14 protein-coding genes and 1 riboswitch are annotated in these 13301 nt (G+C 68.6%); of the genes, 3 read left to right on the top strand and 11 right to left on the bottom strand.

Annotated features, from left to right (window positions below):
- Window positions 1-6: 6 nt before the first annotated feature.
- From E0497_RS09770 to E0497_RS09760, 3 genes are all read right to left on the bottom strand, one after another.
- Window positions 7-1206: an MFS transporter gene (locus tag E0497_RS09770; RefSeq protein ID WP_421958329.1), complete on the bottom strand. Its 1200-nt coding sequence runs from the start codon at window positions 1204-1206 to the stop codon at window positions 7-9.
- A gap of 74 nt (window positions 1207-1280) precedes the next feature.
- The gene (locus E0497_RS09765) at window positions 1281-2498 is read right to left on the bottom strand and encodes an NADP-dependent isocitrate dehydrogenase (RefSeq protein ID WP_137724606.1); all 1218 of its coding nucleotides are present in this window, start codon (window positions 2496-2498) and stop codon (window positions 1281-1283) included.
- Window positions 2499-2717: 219 nt separating this feature from the next.
- Entirely contained in the window at window positions 2718-4097 is a 1380-nt protein-coding gene (locus E0497_RS09760; protein ID WP_137724605.1) for an amino acid permease, read from the bottom strand.
- A gap of 159 nt (window positions 4098-4256) precedes the next feature.
- Window positions 4257-4372: riboswitch (SAM riboswitch) on the top strand.
- Window positions 4373-4511: 139 nt separating this feature from the next.
- Between E0497_RS09760 and E0497_RS09755 the strand changes: the two genes are divergently transcribed.
- Both E0497_RS09755 and metX read left to right on the top strand, forming a co-directional pair.
- The gene (locus E0497_RS09755; RefSeq protein WP_137724604.1) at window positions 4512-5825 is read left to right on the top strand and encodes a bifunctional o-acetylhomoserine/o-acetylserine sulfhydrylase; all 1314 of its coding nucleotides are present in this window, start codon (window positions 4512-4514) and stop codon (window positions 5823-5825) included.
- Entirely contained in the window at window positions 5822-6964 is a 1143-nt protein-coding gene (gene metX, locus E0497_RS09750; protein WP_137724603.1) for a homoserine O-acetyltransferase MetX, read from the top strand. Before E0497_RS09755 ends, metX begins: the two co-directional genes overlap by 4 nt.
- 31 nt (window positions 6965-6995) lie before the next feature.
- On the opposite strand, the gene E0497_RS09745 is transcribed toward metX, so the two are convergent.
- The 4 genes from E0497_RS09745 to E0497_RS09730 form a co-directional block, all read right to left on the bottom strand.
- Window positions 6996-7241 carry a DUF3017 domain-containing protein gene (locus E0497_RS09745; RefSeq protein ID WP_170312940.1) on the bottom strand — a complete coding sequence of 82 codons (246 nt, stop codon included), beginning with the start codon at window positions 7239-7241 and terminating at the stop codon, window positions 6996-6998.
- Window positions 7242-7280: 39 nt separating this feature from the next.
- Window positions 7281-8141 carry a bifunctional methylenetetrahydrofolate dehydrogenase/methenyltetrahydrofolate cyclohydrolase gene (locus E0497_RS09740; RefSeq protein ID WP_137724601.1) on the bottom strand — a complete coding sequence of 287 codons (861 nt, stop codon included), beginning with the start codon at window positions 8139-8141 and terminating at the stop codon, window positions 7281-7283.
- Between the two features lie 20 nt (window positions 8142-8161).
- On the bottom strand, window positions 8162-8767 hold the full coding sequence (locus E0497_RS09735) for a pentapeptide repeat-containing protein (protein WP_137724600.1): 606 nt from the start codon (window positions 8765-8767) through the stop codon (window positions 8162-8164).
- Between the two features lie 141 nt (window positions 8768-8908).
- On the bottom strand, window positions 8909-9577 hold the full coding sequence (locus tag E0497_RS09730; protein WP_137724599.1) for an Ltp family lipoprotein: 669 nt from the start codon (window positions 9575-9577) through the stop codon (window positions 8909-8911).
- Between the two features lie 121 nt (window positions 9578-9698).
- On the opposite strand from E0497_RS09730, the gene E0497_RS09725 reads away from it, so the two are divergent.
- Window positions 9699-10163 (top strand): tRNA (cytidine(34)-2'-O)-methyltransferase, encoded by a 465-nt coding sequence (locus tag E0497_RS09725; protein WP_137724598.1) that lies wholly within the window; start codon window positions 9699-9701, stop codon window positions 10161-10163.
- Here the strand turns inward: E0497_RS09725 and E0497_RS09720 are convergent, their stop codons facing one another.
- From E0497_RS09720 to E0497_RS09705, 4 genes are all read right to left on the bottom strand, one after another.
- Window positions 10164-11252 (bottom strand): glycerophosphodiester phosphodiesterase family protein, encoded by a 1089-nt coding sequence (locus tag E0497_RS09720; protein ID WP_137724597.1) that lies wholly within the window; start codon window positions 11250-11252, stop codon window positions 10164-10166.
- A gap of 150 nt (window positions 11253-11402) precedes the next feature.
- Window positions 11403-12296, bottom strand: coding sequence for a LysR family transcriptional regulator (locus tag E0497_RS09715; RefSeq protein WP_137724596.1), 894 nt, complete (start codon window positions 12294-12296; stop codon window positions 11403-11405).
- A gap of 26 nt (window positions 12297-12322) precedes the next feature.
- Window positions 12323-12709 carry a DUF302 domain-containing protein gene (locus E0497_RS09710; RefSeq protein WP_137724595.1) on the bottom strand — a complete coding sequence of 129 codons (387 nt, stop codon included), beginning with the start codon at window positions 12707-12709 and terminating at the stop codon, window positions 12323-12325.
- 34 nt (window positions 12710-12743) lie between these two features.
- Window positions 12744-13010, bottom strand: a complete 267-nt coding sequence (locus tag E0497_RS09705; protein WP_137724594.1) for a metal-sensitive transcriptional regulator — start codon at window positions 13008-13010, stop codon at window positions 12744-12746.
- Window positions 13011-13301: the final 291 nt, after the last annotated feature.

Raw genomic sequence — 13301 nt, 5'->3', positions numbered from 1 at the left:
CGGACGTCACCGGCGGGCCGTGAACACTGCGACGGCGAGCACCACGAGTCCCGCCGCGGCCAGTCCGGCACCGACGAGGGCGGGCGCGGTGTAGCCGAGACCGGCGGCGATGACGACGCCACCGATCCACGCACCGAACGCGTTCGCGGTGTTGAGGGCCGAATGGTTGAGGGCCGCGGCGAGGGTCTGGGCGTCGGCGGCGACGTCCATGAGCCGGGTCTGCAGGCCCGGCACCAGCGCCGACCCGGCGACCGCGATGAGGAACAGCACGATCATCGCGGTGTACGGGTTGCGGGCGGCGACCGCGAACACAGCCAGGCACACGACGAGCGCGGCGAGCACCACGAACAGGCCGCGGGTCAGGGCCCGGTCCGCGAGCACACCGCCGAGTGTGTTGCCGGCGACCATGCCGAGCCCGTACACCATGAGGGCGAGCGGCACGAGCGCCATCGGCAACCCCGCCACCTCCGTCATCGTCGACGCCACGTACGTGTAGACGGCGAACATGCCACCGAAGCCGACCATGCCGACGATCAGCGTCAGCCACACCTGTCCGCGCCGCAGCGCGCCCAGTTCGGTACGCGGGTCGCTGGTGCGCAGGTCACGCAGCGGCGGCACCCACGCCGAGATCGCGAGCACGGTCGCCACCCCGATGACGGCGACGAGGGCGAACGCACTGCGCCAGCCGAGGTTCTGGCCGATCCACGCGGCGGCTGGCACCCCGACCACGTTGGCGATCGCGAGACCGGCCATCACCGTCGCGACGGCCTTGGCGCGCTGCCCGCGGGCCGCCAGGTGCGCGGCGACGAGGGACGCGACCCCGAAGTAGGCGCCGTGCGGCAGACCGGCCGCGAACCGGGCGATCAGCAGCCCGCCGTAGTTCGGGGCGATGATCGCGGCCGCGTTGCCGACGGTGAACGCGATCATGAGTGCGATCAGCAGCACCTTGCGGGGGGTGCGGGCGGTCAGGGCCGCGATGAGCGGGGCACCGACGACGACACCGAGCGCGTACGCGGTGATGACGTGCCCGGCGGTCGGTTCGGAGACGGAGAGGCCGCCGGCGATCTGCGGGAGCAGTCCCATCGCCACGAACTCGGTGGTGCCGATACCGAAACCGCCCATCGCGAGCGCGATCATCGCCCGGCGGCGGACGGTGGACGAGACGGCGGAGGTCGAGAGTGCCCCGGTGGGGGCCGCGCTGGTCAAGATGTGCCTTCCGTGGAACGGAAACGGGACGTTCCCGTGTGAGGAACGTCCCGTTTCAGCGAAGTGCTACGCGATTACGCGCGGGCCTTCTGCAGGTTCTCGTCGAGGGTCGCGAGGAACTCCTCGGTGGTCTGCCAACCCTGGTCCGGGCCGATCAGCAGCGCGAGGTCCTTGGTCATCTGGCCGCTCTCGACGGTCTTGATGACGACGTCCTCGAGCTGGCTCGCGAACTCGATCAGCTCCGGGTTGTTGTCGAGCTTGCCGCGGTGCTCGAGGCCACGGGTCCACGCGAAGATCGACGCGATCGGGTTCGTCGACGTCGGCTTGCCCTGCTGGTGCTGACGGTAGTGGCGGGTGACGGTGCCGTGCGCGGCCTCCGCCTCGACGGTCTTGCCGTCCGGGGTCATCAGCACGGACGTCATCAGGCCCAGCGAGCCGTAGCCCTGCGCGACGGTGTCGGACTGGACGTCACCGTCGTAGTTCTTGCACGCCCAGACGTAGCCGCCCTCCCACTTGAGCGAGGAGGCGACCATGTCGTCGATGAGGCGGTGCTCGTAGGTCAGGCCCGCGGCGTCGAACTCGGCCTTGAATTCGTCCTCGTAGACCTGCTGGAACTCGTCCTTGAACATGCCGTCGTAGGCCTTGAGGATCGTGTTCTTGGTCGACAGGTAGACCGGGTAGTTGCGCTGCAGGCCGTAGGACAGCGAGGCCCGCGCGAAGTCCTGGATGGACTTCTTGAAGTTGTACATGCCCATGACGACGCCGCCGTCCTCGGGCATCTTCACGACCTCGTGCTGGATCGGCTCGGAGCCGTCCTCGGGGGTGAAGGTGAGGGTGACGGTGCCGGCCTGGTGGACCTTGAAGTCGGTGGCGCGGTACTGGTCACCGAACGCGTGACGGCCGACGACGACCGGCTTGGTCCAGCCCGGGACCAGACGCGGCACGTTCGAGATCAGGATCGGGGCACGGAAGATGGTGCCGCCCAGGATGTTACGGATGGTGCCGTTCGGGGAACGCCACATCTTCTTGAGGCCGAATTCCTCGACACGGTCCTCGTCCGGCGTGATGGTGGCGCACTTGACGCCGACGCCGTGCTTCTTGATGGCGTTCGCCGAGTCGATGGTGACCTGGTCGTCGGTGGCATCACGGTGCTCGATGCCCAGGTCGTAGTACTCGAGATCCACATCGATGTAGGGGTGGATCAGCTTGTCTTTGATGAACTGCCAGATGATGCGGGTCATCTCGTCGCCGTCGAGTTCGACGACCTTGCCTTCGACCTTGATCTTGGACATGGGGGCTTCGTGTCCTCCTAGGAAGTGTCCCTGATGCCGCCGACCGGGCACCAGGTCCCCTGGGTATCGGGGGTGCGCAGACCACTTTGTGGGTGAGTCCGCCAACGTTTCGATTATCCAACGTATCGGCTCGGGTCCCCCTCGACGGGATCGACCCAAACATGACGAGCGTACTGCTATTCGCCCGGATGGCAACCATCGAGCGGGAAACCTCACACCCTACTCACGGGTAACAATCGGGGTGGTGCGTGGCCGCACCCAGCGCAGGTAGGCGAGGGCGAGGAGCGCGAGCCAGGCGGCGCCGACGACGAGGGCGATGCGGGTGTCGACGTCGAAGGCCAGGAGGGCGATGACGAAGACGAGGAAGCCGATCGCGACGACCTGCCCGTACGGCCACAGCGGCACCGGGAACTTCAGCGCCGTCACCTCGTCGGCTGTCATGGTCTTCCGGGAGCGATACTGGGACAGCAGGATCATCAGCCACACGAAGACGGTCGCGAAGGTGGCGATGGACGCGATGACGAGGAACACCCGGTCCGGGATGAGGTAGTTGAGGAGGACGCCGACGAGCAGGGTGATCACCATGATGACGACGGTCATCCACGGCACACCGCCGCGGGAGACTCGACGCATCACCGCGGGCGCCTGACCGCGCTGGGCCATGCCGTACATCATGCGACCGGCGCCGAACACGTCGCTGTTGATGGCGGACAGCGCGGCGGTGATGACGACGATGTTGAGGACGGTGGCGGCCGGGCCGATGCCGAGACCGGAGAAGATCTCGACGAACGGGCTGCCCTGGGAGTCGACGGACTGCCACGGGTTGATCGCCATGATCACGGCCAGGGTGAGCACGTAGAACAGGATGATCCGGATCGGCACGGTGTTGATGGCCTTGGGGATGGTGCGTTCGGGATCCTCGGCCTCACCAGCGGTGATGCCGATGATCTCGGTCCCGCCGAACGCGAACATGACGATCGCGAAACAGCCGAGGAAGCCGCCGAAGCCGGTCGCGAAGAAGCCGCCGTCGTTCCACAGGTTGGAGACGCCGACGGACGTGTCGTGGATGCCGAACCCGAAGATCAGGATGGCGATACCGCCGACGATCATGCCGATGATGGCGGTGATCTTGACGAGGGTGAACCAGAACTCGACCTCGCCGAACACCTTGACGCTGAGCAGGTTGAGGGCGCCGATGAAGAAGACGACCGCGAGCACCCAGATCCAGCGCGGCACGTCGGGGAACCAGAACCCCATGTAGACGCCGAACGCGGTGACATCGGCCAGGCAGACCACGATCATCTCGAACGTGTACGTCCAGCCGGTGGCGAAGCCCGCGAACGGGCCGAGATGCTTGCTCGCGTACTCGCCGAACGATCCCGACACCGGGTTGCTGACCGCCATCTCGCCGAGCGCGCGCAGCACCAGGTAGATCACGGCGCCACCGATCAGGTACGCCAGCAGCACCGACGGGCCGGCCTTCTCGATCGCCTCCGCCGACCCGTAGAACAAGCCGGTGCCGATCGCGGACCCGAGCGCGATGAAGCGGATGTGGCGCGCCGTGAGACCGCGGTGCAGCGGTGCGGCGGTGTCTTTCACAATCGAACTCCCGGTCAGCGTGAGGGTGCGGTGTGGGTAATCGGTCGACAAGCAAGACTATTGCGGTGCGCCACGTCACAGCAGGTCGCTATGTCTGCGATGCGTTTCTCGCCGCCCTCCTTCCAACCGTCCGGTCGATACCGCTACTATCGGCGTTCAGGTCAAGAGTGTCAGCGTCAAGCCCCGGCTCGCTGGCCGGCAACCCTCCAACCGCGGTGGGGTGCCCCGGGTGATGACCAGGTTTCCCGACGAGAGTCGGGAGACAAGCGCGGGTCCGCTGGGACGGACCCACTGACCGGGCCATGCCCCACCGGAGGTTCATCATGATGTGTTGTTGTCGCAGATAGCTCAGCCCTCCCGGCGTATGCACGGCGCTGCGCCGACACCTACTCCCGAACCTGGAGCAGACGACTCATGACCGACATCACCGATGCCGCGACCGATCCGACGGCCACCTGGAGCTTCGAGACCAAGCAAGTCCATGCTGGTCAGCGCCCCGACGGCACGACCAATGCGCGTGCGCTGCCGATCTACCAGACCACGTCGTTCACCTTCGACAGCACCGACCATGCGGCGGCGCTGTTCGGCCTGGCCGAGCCGGGCAACATCTACACCCGCATCATGAACCCGACGCAGGACGCCGTCGAGCAGCGGATCGCCGCGCTCGAGGGTGGCGTCGCGGCGCTGATGCTCGCGTCCGGGCAGGCCGCGGAGACGTTCGCGATCCTCAACCTCGCGGGGGCCGGCGACCACATCGTGGCGAGCCCGCGCGTCTACGGCGGCACGTACAACCTGTTCCACTACACGCTGCGCCGTCTGGGTATCGACGTGTCGTTCGTCGAGGATCCCGACGACATCGAGCAGTGGCGTGCCGCGATCCGCCCGAACACGAAGGCGTTCTACGGCGAGTCCATCTCGAATCCGCGCAACGACATCTTCGACATCCCGGGGGTGTCGGCGGTCGCGCACGAGAACGGCCTGCCGCTGATCGTCGACAACACGATCGCGTCGCCGTACCTGATCCGTCCGCTCGAGCACGGCGCCGACATCGTCATCCATTCGGCGACCAAGTACCTCGGCGGTCACGGCACCTCGATCGCGGGTGTGATCGTCGACGGCGGCACGTTCGACTGGACCCAGGGCCGGCACGAGAACTTCACCACCCCGGACCCGAGCTACCACGGTGTCGTCTACGCCGACCTGGGCGCGCCGGCGTTCGCGCTCAAGGCACGGGTGCAGCTGCTGCGCGACCTCGGGTCCGCAGTCTCCCCGTTCAACGCGTTCCTCATCGCGCAGGGCATCGAGACGCTGAGCCTGCGGATGGAGCGGCACGTCGCGAACGCGAAGGCCGTCGCCGAATACGTCGAGGCGCATCCCGAGGTGACGACGGTGTCGTACGCGGGTCTGCCGTCGTCGCCGTGGCACGAGCGCGGCAAGACGCTCGCGCCGCGCGGCACGGGCGCCATCGTCACGTTCGAACTGGCCGGCGGCGTCGACGCGGGCAAGAAGTTCGTCAACGCGCTGACGCTGCACAGCCATGTCGCGAACATCGGCGACGTCCGTTCGCTGGTGATCCATCCGGCGTCCACGACCCATGCACAGCTCTCGGAGCAGGAACAGCTCGCCGCCGGTGTCACGCCGGGGCTCGTGCGCCTGGCCGTCGGTATCGAGGGCCTCGACGACATCCTCGCCGACCTCGAGACCGGTTTCGCGGCGGCGACGTCTTGACAGTCAGTTCGGTTCGCAACGCCCGTCCGGCGGGGTTCCCCCCGCCGGACGGGCAGTTGGGCTTCGTCGACATCGGCTCGGTCGAACTCGAGAACGGTGCGGTGCTGCCCGACGTCACCCTGGCCGTGCAGCGGTGGGGTGAGCTGTCCCCGAACCGCGACAACGTGGTCCTCGTCGAGCATGCGCTGACGGGTGATTCGCACGTGAGCGGCCCGGCCGACGCCGACCATCCCTCCCCCGGCTGGTGGAACGGGATGGTCGGGCCCGGCGCTCCGATCGACACGAACGAATGGTGTGTGCTGGCCACCAACGTGCTCGGCGGCTGCCGCGGCACCACCGGCCCCAGTTCCCTCGCGGCCGACGGCTCCTACTGGGGTTCCCGGTTCCCGGACATCACGATCCGCGACCAGGTGGCCGCCGAGGTGGCGCTCGCCGACCGGCTGGGCATCGACCGGCTCGCGGCCGTCGTCGGCGGCTCGATGGGCGGGATGCGGACGCTCGAGTGGATCGTCGGACATCCGGACCGGGTGGACGCGGCACTGGTGCTGGCGGTCGGGGCGCGCGCCACCGCCGACCAGATCGGCACCCAGACCACGCAGATGCAGATCGTCCGGAGCGATCCGGACTGGCAGGGCGGCAACTACCACGGCACCGGCCGGGTTCCGCGGACCGGTCTCGGGCTGGCCCGCCGGATCGCGCACCTGACGTACCGCACCGAGACCGAACTCGATTCCCGCTTCGCGAACGACCACCAGACCGGGGAGAACCCGTGGGGCGGTGGACGTTACGCCGTCCAGAGTTACCTCGACCATCAGGCCGACAAGCTGGTCGCCCGGTTCGATCCGGCCACGTACGTGCTGCTGACCGAGGCGATGAACCGGCACGACGTGGGCCGGGGCCGCGGCGGCGTCGACGCGGCGCTCGCGGCGACGGATGTCCCGGTGATCGTCGGCGGTGTCGACTCGGATCGGCTGTATCCGCTGCGGCTGCAGCAGGAACTCGCGGACGGGTTGCCCGGCTGCGACGGGCTGCGGATCCTCGAGTCGCGGGACGGCCACGACGGTTTCCTCACCGAGGCCGACGCGGTGGCCGAGCTGTTGAAGGAAACGATGGAACTGGCGCGCACCGCGCGCCGCTGAACAACTGTGCCCGGCCCGGACTCGACCCGTGTCAGTCGGTGCCGAGCGGGTCGATCGACGCGGCCAGGGTCATGATCGCGGCTCCGACGACCGTCATGGAGACGACGTCGAAACCTTTGCCGCGCACCGCGAGCAACCCCGCCTGGTCGGGCGCGAGGACGGCCCGGAATCCGGCGGCGAGCAGCGCGGCACCCCCCAGGACGAGGGCACCGCGCCGCCACCGATCGGCGAGGACCAGACCGAATGCGACCGCCACCACGAGGAGGACGGCCAGCATCGGCAGGTTCCTGCGCACGAATTGCGTCACGGACGCGTCCTAGCCGCGCAGACCGGCGAGCCGTTCGGCCCGCTCGACGACGTTGGCGAGCAGGAACGCACGGGTGAGCGGTCCGACACCACCGGGGTTGGGGGACACGAAACCGGCGACCTCGCGGACGTCGTCGGCGACGTCGCCGCGCAGTCCGTCGGCGGTGCGGGAGACACCCACGTCGAGGACCGCGGCACCCGGCTTGACCATGTCGGCGGTGATGAGTCCGGCGACACCGGCGGCGGCGACGACGATGTCGGCGCGACGCACCTCGGCCGCGAGATCCTTGGTGCCGGTGTGGCAGAGGGTGACGGTCGCGTTCTCACTACGGCGGGTCAGCAGCAGGCCGATGGGCCGGCCGATGGTGACGCCACGACCGACGACGGTGACGCGGGCGCCGTCGATCGGCACCTCGTAGCGGCGCAGCAGGTGCACGACACCACGCGGGGTGCACGGCAGCGTGGCTTCCTTGCCGAGGACGAGGCGACCCAGGTTGACGGGGTGCAGGCCGTCGGCGTCCTTGTCGGGGTCGATGCGCTCGAGGGCGGCGTTCTCGTCGAGATGCTTGGGCAGCGGCAGCTGCACGATGTAGCCGGTGCACTCGTCGTCGGCGTTGAGTTCGTCGATGACGGCCTCGAGTTCGGCCTGCGTGATGTCGGCGGGCAGGTCACGGCGGATGGAGGCGACACCGAGCTTGGCGCAGTCGTTGTGCTTGCCGCGCACGTACGACGCGGATCCGGGGTCGTCGCCGACGAGGATGGTGCCCAGTCCGGGCGTGATGCCCTTCTCCTTCAGGGCTGCCACCCTGGCCTCGAGGTCGAGGAAAATCTCGTCGCGGGTTGCTTTGCCGTCCAGGATCGTTGCAGTCACCCGACCATTGTTCCAGACGGTCAGTGTTCGACGACGAGGCCGTGGGCTGCGGCGTAGGTGACGGCCTGGGTGAGTTCGATGCGGGTGCCGTCGAGGTCGGCGGTGGTCCACAGGACGGGGTCGACGTGCGCGCCGCGGAGGTCGGCGCCGCCGAGTTTCAGGCCCTGCACGCGGGCGCCGAACAGGTCGACGGACTGCAGGATCGCCCCGCGCAGGTCGGCGCCGACGAGGTTCGCTTCCCGGAAGCGGGAGTCGGTGAGGTCGATGCCGCGCAGGTCGGCGCCGGCCAGTGACGCGAGCGTGAAGTCGACCTCCTCGACCTGGAGTGGTCGCAGCTGGCAGTCGGTGAACGTCGAGCCGAGGAGGCTGCAGCTGCGGAAACTGCTGTGCCACAGGGTGGCCCGCGCGAAGGTGCACGACCGGAAGGCCGTCGAGAAGTGATGCGAGTCGGCGAGGTCGGCGCCCGTGAAATCGCAGTCCGTGAACACTGTGAACTCGGTGCGCAACCCACTCAGATCGGCGTCCCGGAACGAGCACCCCGTGTAGTGCTGCCGGATCCAGGTCTGCTGGGGAAGACGCGCATCGGCGAAATCCTCCCCCACGATCTCCACGAGTTCTGCTGCCATACCTCCATGCTGCACGCGGGGGCCGACATGTGCGAATGCGCAGCGTGCGGCCGGGCGCGCCGAACGGGCGGTTTTCCGAGCATCGGCCGAGAGGCGTCCGCGACAACCGCCCGTTCGACGGCGGCAGGAGTTGTCAGTGGCTCAGTACGCTGCGTCAGCCCCGTACTGGGCCTGCGCCTGCGTGTATCCCTCGAACACGAGCTGCTCGATCAACCCTGCCTTCGAGAACGACGTGTACTCGAGATACTGCTTCGCGCTCTTCGCCGCCTGAGCGTTCCAATCCACCTTCACGCTGTCCACCGCATACGTCGCATCCGCAGTGGAGAAACCCTCGAACTCCAACTGCTCGATCAACCCACTACGAGAGAAGGCCGAGTAGTCGAGATACTGCTCCGCGGACCGGGCCGCGTTCCGCTGACTGGAACTGGCCTGCGGCTTCACCGGAACAGGCTCGACCGCCCGAGCCGGCGCGGGTGCCGGAGCCGCCGTCGACGCACGAACGCTCGACACCGTGGGCGTGACGTTCTGCACCGGAGCCGGCGCGGGTGCCGCCGACGACTCGACGGGCTTCGCGACCACGGTTTGGCTGCTGGGCTTCGGTGCGGCCGTCGTGGTCGAACTGGCGGGGGCCGCCGCGGTCACCGGGGTGCTCTCACCCGCGGAATCCGACTTCCCGGCCGCCCCGATCCCGATCCCGACGAACAACGCGACCACCACCGCGAGCACCCACGGCCACCGCCGCTGCTTGGCCGGCGTCGGCGTCGAAGCGGGCACCCCGAACTGCTCGGTGGGAGGAAAATGCTCAGTCATGTCGTGCTCCTGTGGAGAAGAGGCGCCGTCACCGACGCGCCCCCGCATATGCGGGAGCCACACAGACTGACAGAAGCCACCGACAAGAATGCTTCACCGGACACCTGGCAAGCTGGACGCCGTGTTCCGAGTGATGTTCCACCAGCCCTGCATTCCCCCCAATACCGGTAACGCGATCCGGATGGTCGCCGGAACGGGATGCGAGCTGCATCTTGTGGGTCCGCTGGGGTTCGATCTGTCGGAGCCGAAGTTGCGTCGCGCAGGCTTGGACTACCACGATCTGGCGTCGGTGACGGTGCACGAGAACCTCGAGGCGGCGTGGACGGCACTCGCCCCGGAGCGAGTGTTCGCGTTCACCGCCCACGCCTCCACCTCGTACGCGGACATCGCCTACCGGGCCGGTGACGTGCTGCTGTTCGGGCCCGAGCCGACCGGGCTGTCCGAAGAGGTGATGAGCGATCCGCACGTCACCGACCGGGTGCGGATCCCGATGGTGCCCGGACGCCGCTCCCTGAACCTGTCCAACGCGGCGGCCGTCGTCACCTACGAGGCCTGGCGCCAGCACGGCTTCGAGGGCGGCATCTGATCACGGCGCCGGGTAGCCCTGCGGCAGGTCCATGCCGCGGTCGGCCATGACGGCGCGCAGTCGAGTCGGGTAGTTGGTGATGATGCCGTCGACGCCGACGTCGATCAGTTCGTTCATGCGGGTGGCGTCGTCGACGGTCCACGGGACGACGCGGCGGCCGGCGTCGTGGGCGCCCTTGATCAGGTCCTCGTCGACGAGTGTGTGGGACGGCGACATGACGTCGGCGCCCAACTGCTTCGCGGCCGCGAAGATGTCGCCGCCGACGGCGTCGTAGTCGACGGGGCCGGTCCACGGCGATCCGGCGAGCCACTTCGGTTCGTCCCACAGCATCACCAGCGGGATCGACGGCTCGGCGGCCCGCACCAGCGGCAGCGAGCTCCAGTCGAAGCTCTGGATCATCACCTTGTCGACGGCGTCGGCCGCGCGGACCTCACGCAGGATCGCGTCGACGTACTCCTGCGGGGTGGCGGTCGTCTCGGGGCGGGCGGCTTCGATCTTCGTCTCGATGTTGAAGTGCACGTCCGCCTTGTGCGCGGCGGCGAGCGTGAAGACGTCCCGCAGCTGGATGAGCTTGTTGCCCTTGACGGTTTCGGCGTCCGGGTGCCCGGCCTGCTTCTTGTCGCAGTCGAGGGTCTGCAGCTGCGCCCACGTCAGATCGTGGATGGCGTCGCCGACGTACGGGAACTGCGGGTCGTTCGCGGTGGCGGGTGCGGTGTCCGAGCACTTCTTCGACGAGATCGTGGCGTCGTGCCAGACGACGGGCACACCGTCCTTGCTCATCACGATGTCCAGTTCGAGGGTCGTCACCCCCAGTTCGATCGCCTTCCGGAACGCGGGCAGCGACTCCTCGATGGTCTCGCCCAGGCCGCCGCGGTGCGCCTGCAGGTCGAAGCCGGCGGGCAGATTCGCACCCGGATCGGTCGATGAGCCGACCCCGAGTGAACCCGCGTCCAGCGACCCGGCGCCGAGGGACCCGAACAGGTCGGCCAGCGGCGACGCCGAGGCGGGAGCGGCAGCAATGCCGAGCGCGGCGACAGCGGCGACGGCCGCGGCGGCGGCGCGCACCGGGGAACGGCGAGAGTGCGACATGAGGGTCCTTTCACATCCGAAAACACCCCGAACGGGATGTACAGGACGGGACGCTAACAGCGTGCTACCTCGAATTCCTTTCGAGCACAGCCAGTTCCGCGACCGTTCACGAGCTCTTCCCGAGACGGCCGATCACGCGTCGGGCACCGTTCACCGACCGGAGCGGGCGATGTCGAGGAAGTCCCGGGCGGCACCACGCAGCCCGCGCACCTCGTCCCACACCGCGAGCAGTCGTCGCGGCATCCGCAGGCCCGCGACCGTGACGGCGACGAGTCGGCCGTCGTGCAGATCGGTGTCGACGGCGAGCGACGACACCACGGCGGGCGCGTTACCGGCGGCGACGGCGGCCTTGACCGCGGTGCACGAGGTGAGCTCCAGCAGCGGTGCGACGCAGCCGGGGACGGCATACTCGAGGGTGGTGCGGGTCCCGGAGCCGGGTTCACGCTGGACGAGCGGGGTGGCGGCCAGTTCGGTGACGGTAATCGGGGCACCCCGGATCCAGTGGTGGCCTGGCGGGACGACCACGACCAGCTCGTCGGCGGCCACCTCGACCGACCGCAATCCGTCCGGCTCGACCGGGCCTTCGACGAATCCGAGGTCGGCGACCCCCGCCCGCACCTGCGCGGCGACGTCGGCCGAGTTCCGCAGGTGCACCGACGTCACGACGGTCGGATGCTTGCGGCACATCGCGACGGTCCAGCCGGGCACCAGGTATTCGGCGATCGTCATGCTGGCGGCAACGGTGAGGGTGGCGGGCCGTTCCCCGTACAGCGCTGCGGCACCGGAGGCGAGTTCCTCGGCCGCGTCGAGGATCGTGGACGCCCATTCGAGGATCAGCGACCCCTCCGAGGTGGGTCGGACACCGCCGGCACCGCGATCGAACACCCGGATCCCGAGTTGCCGTTCCGCCGATCGCACACGGGCGCTCACGGCCTGCTGACTGAGGCCGTGTTCCCTGCCGGCGGCACCCATGCTGCCGAGCCGGCCGACCGTGACCAGGACGTCGAGTGCGGCGAGGTCCGGGACCCGGCGCGAAAGCGGCATAGACCCAGATTAGTGCGGACTACCGGTCAAGTGAGAGCGTCGATCGCCGCCTGCAACCGGGTCGTCGCCTCGGCGGCGACCTCCTCGAGCCTCGGATCACCGGTCACCTCGACCATGAGGGCCGGATTCATCGCCTCGACGACGACACCGTCACCGTCGGCTCGGACGACGACGTTGCACGGCAGCAGTAGCCCGATCTGCCGGTCCACGCCGACCGCGCGGTGCGCGAGCCCCGGATTGCACGCCCCGAGGATGAGGTACCGCTCCATGTCGGTGCCGATCTTCGCCTTCAGCGTCGCCTGCATGTCGATCTCGGTGAGCACACCGAAACCCTGCTGCTGCAACGCATCCCGAGTGCGGGTGACGGCGTCGTCGAAGTCGGCGTCCAGTCGTGTGCTGATTCCCAGATCCATCACTGACTCCCTACTCCTGCTCGGTTCACTGCGGTCAGGCGAGCGCGAGGAACAGCTTCTCGAGTTCCGCCTCGGTGAGCGGCTCGGACGCCGTCCCGTCCCCGGACAGGCACTCCCGCATCCCGCTCGCGACGATCTTGAAACCTGCCCGGTCGAGGGCCTTGGACACCGCCGCCAACTGCGTGACGACGTCCTTGCAGTCGCGGCCACTCTCGATCATCGAGATGACCCCCGCCAACTGTCCCTGCGCGCGGCGCAGGCGGTTGAGCACCAGGGCGATGCTCTCCTCGTCTCCGGTCATGTGAGACCTCCTCGTTTCCACCCCCACGGTACCGGTGGGGGTATCGATCGGCCATCCGTGCGCTGCAGCCCCTCCCCCCTCGCGTTTCGCGCACTTGTCGCGGATTCCCCACCGGAAAACTCGCGACAAGTGCGCAAAACGCGGGTGGGCGGGGGCGGGGAACTACAACTAGTGGTCGTCGGCGTTAGTTCGTCGGGGGTTCAGCCCCACGCGGTCGGGTCTGCGAGGTAGAGGCCGCAGGCGGTGTCGAGAGCGTCCTCGGCGGTGCCGGCGCCTTGGCCGGTGGGCAGG

The sequence above is a fragment of the Prescottella subtropica genome, assembly GCF_005434945.1.
Taxonomy (GTDB): Bacteria; Actinomycetota; Actinomycetes; order Mycobacteriales; family Mycobacteriaceae; genus Prescottella; species Prescottella subtropica.
This window is presented reverse-complemented; position numbering and strand designations above follow the sequence as displayed.

Bases quoted from the DNA above. Each gene is read 5' to 3' on its own strand.
- E0497_RS09710 (WP_137724595.1), bottom strand. From the start codon at position 12,709: ATGGATCTGGGAATCAGCACACGACTGGACGCCGACTTCGACGACGCC.
- E0497_RS09715 (WP_137724596.1), bottom strand. From the start codon at position 12,296: ATGCCGCTTTCGCGCCGGGTCCCGGACCTCGCCGCACTCGACGTCCTG.
- E0497_RS09720 (WP_137724597.1), bottom strand. From the start codon at position 11,252: ATGTCGCACTCTCGCCGTTCCCCGGTGCGCGCCGCCGCCGCGGCCGTC.
- E0497_RS09735 (WP_137724600.1), bottom strand. From the start codon at position 8,767: ATGGCAGCAGAACTCGTGGAGATCGTGGGGGAGGATTTCGCCGATGCG.
- E0497_RS09705 (WP_137724594.1), bottom strand. From the start codon at position 13,010: ATGACCGGAGACGAGGAGAGCATCGCCCTGGTGCTCAACCGCCTGCGC.
- E0497_RS09755 (WP_137724604.1), top strand. From the start codon at position 4,512: ATGACCGACATCACCGATGCCGCGACCGATCCGACGGCCACCTGGAGC.
- E0497_RS09745 (WP_170312940.1), bottom strand. From the start codon at position 7,241: ATGCTGGCCGTCCTCCTCGTGGTGGCGGTCGCATTCGGTCTGGTCCTC.
- E0497_RS09765 (WP_137724606.1), bottom strand. From the start codon at position 2,498: ATGTCCAAGATCAAGGTCGAAGGCAAGGTCGTCGAACTCGACGGCGAC.
- E0497_RS09730 (WP_137724599.1), bottom strand. From the start codon at position 9,577: ATGACTGAGCATTTTCCTCCCACCGAGCAGTTCGGGGTGCCCGCTTCG.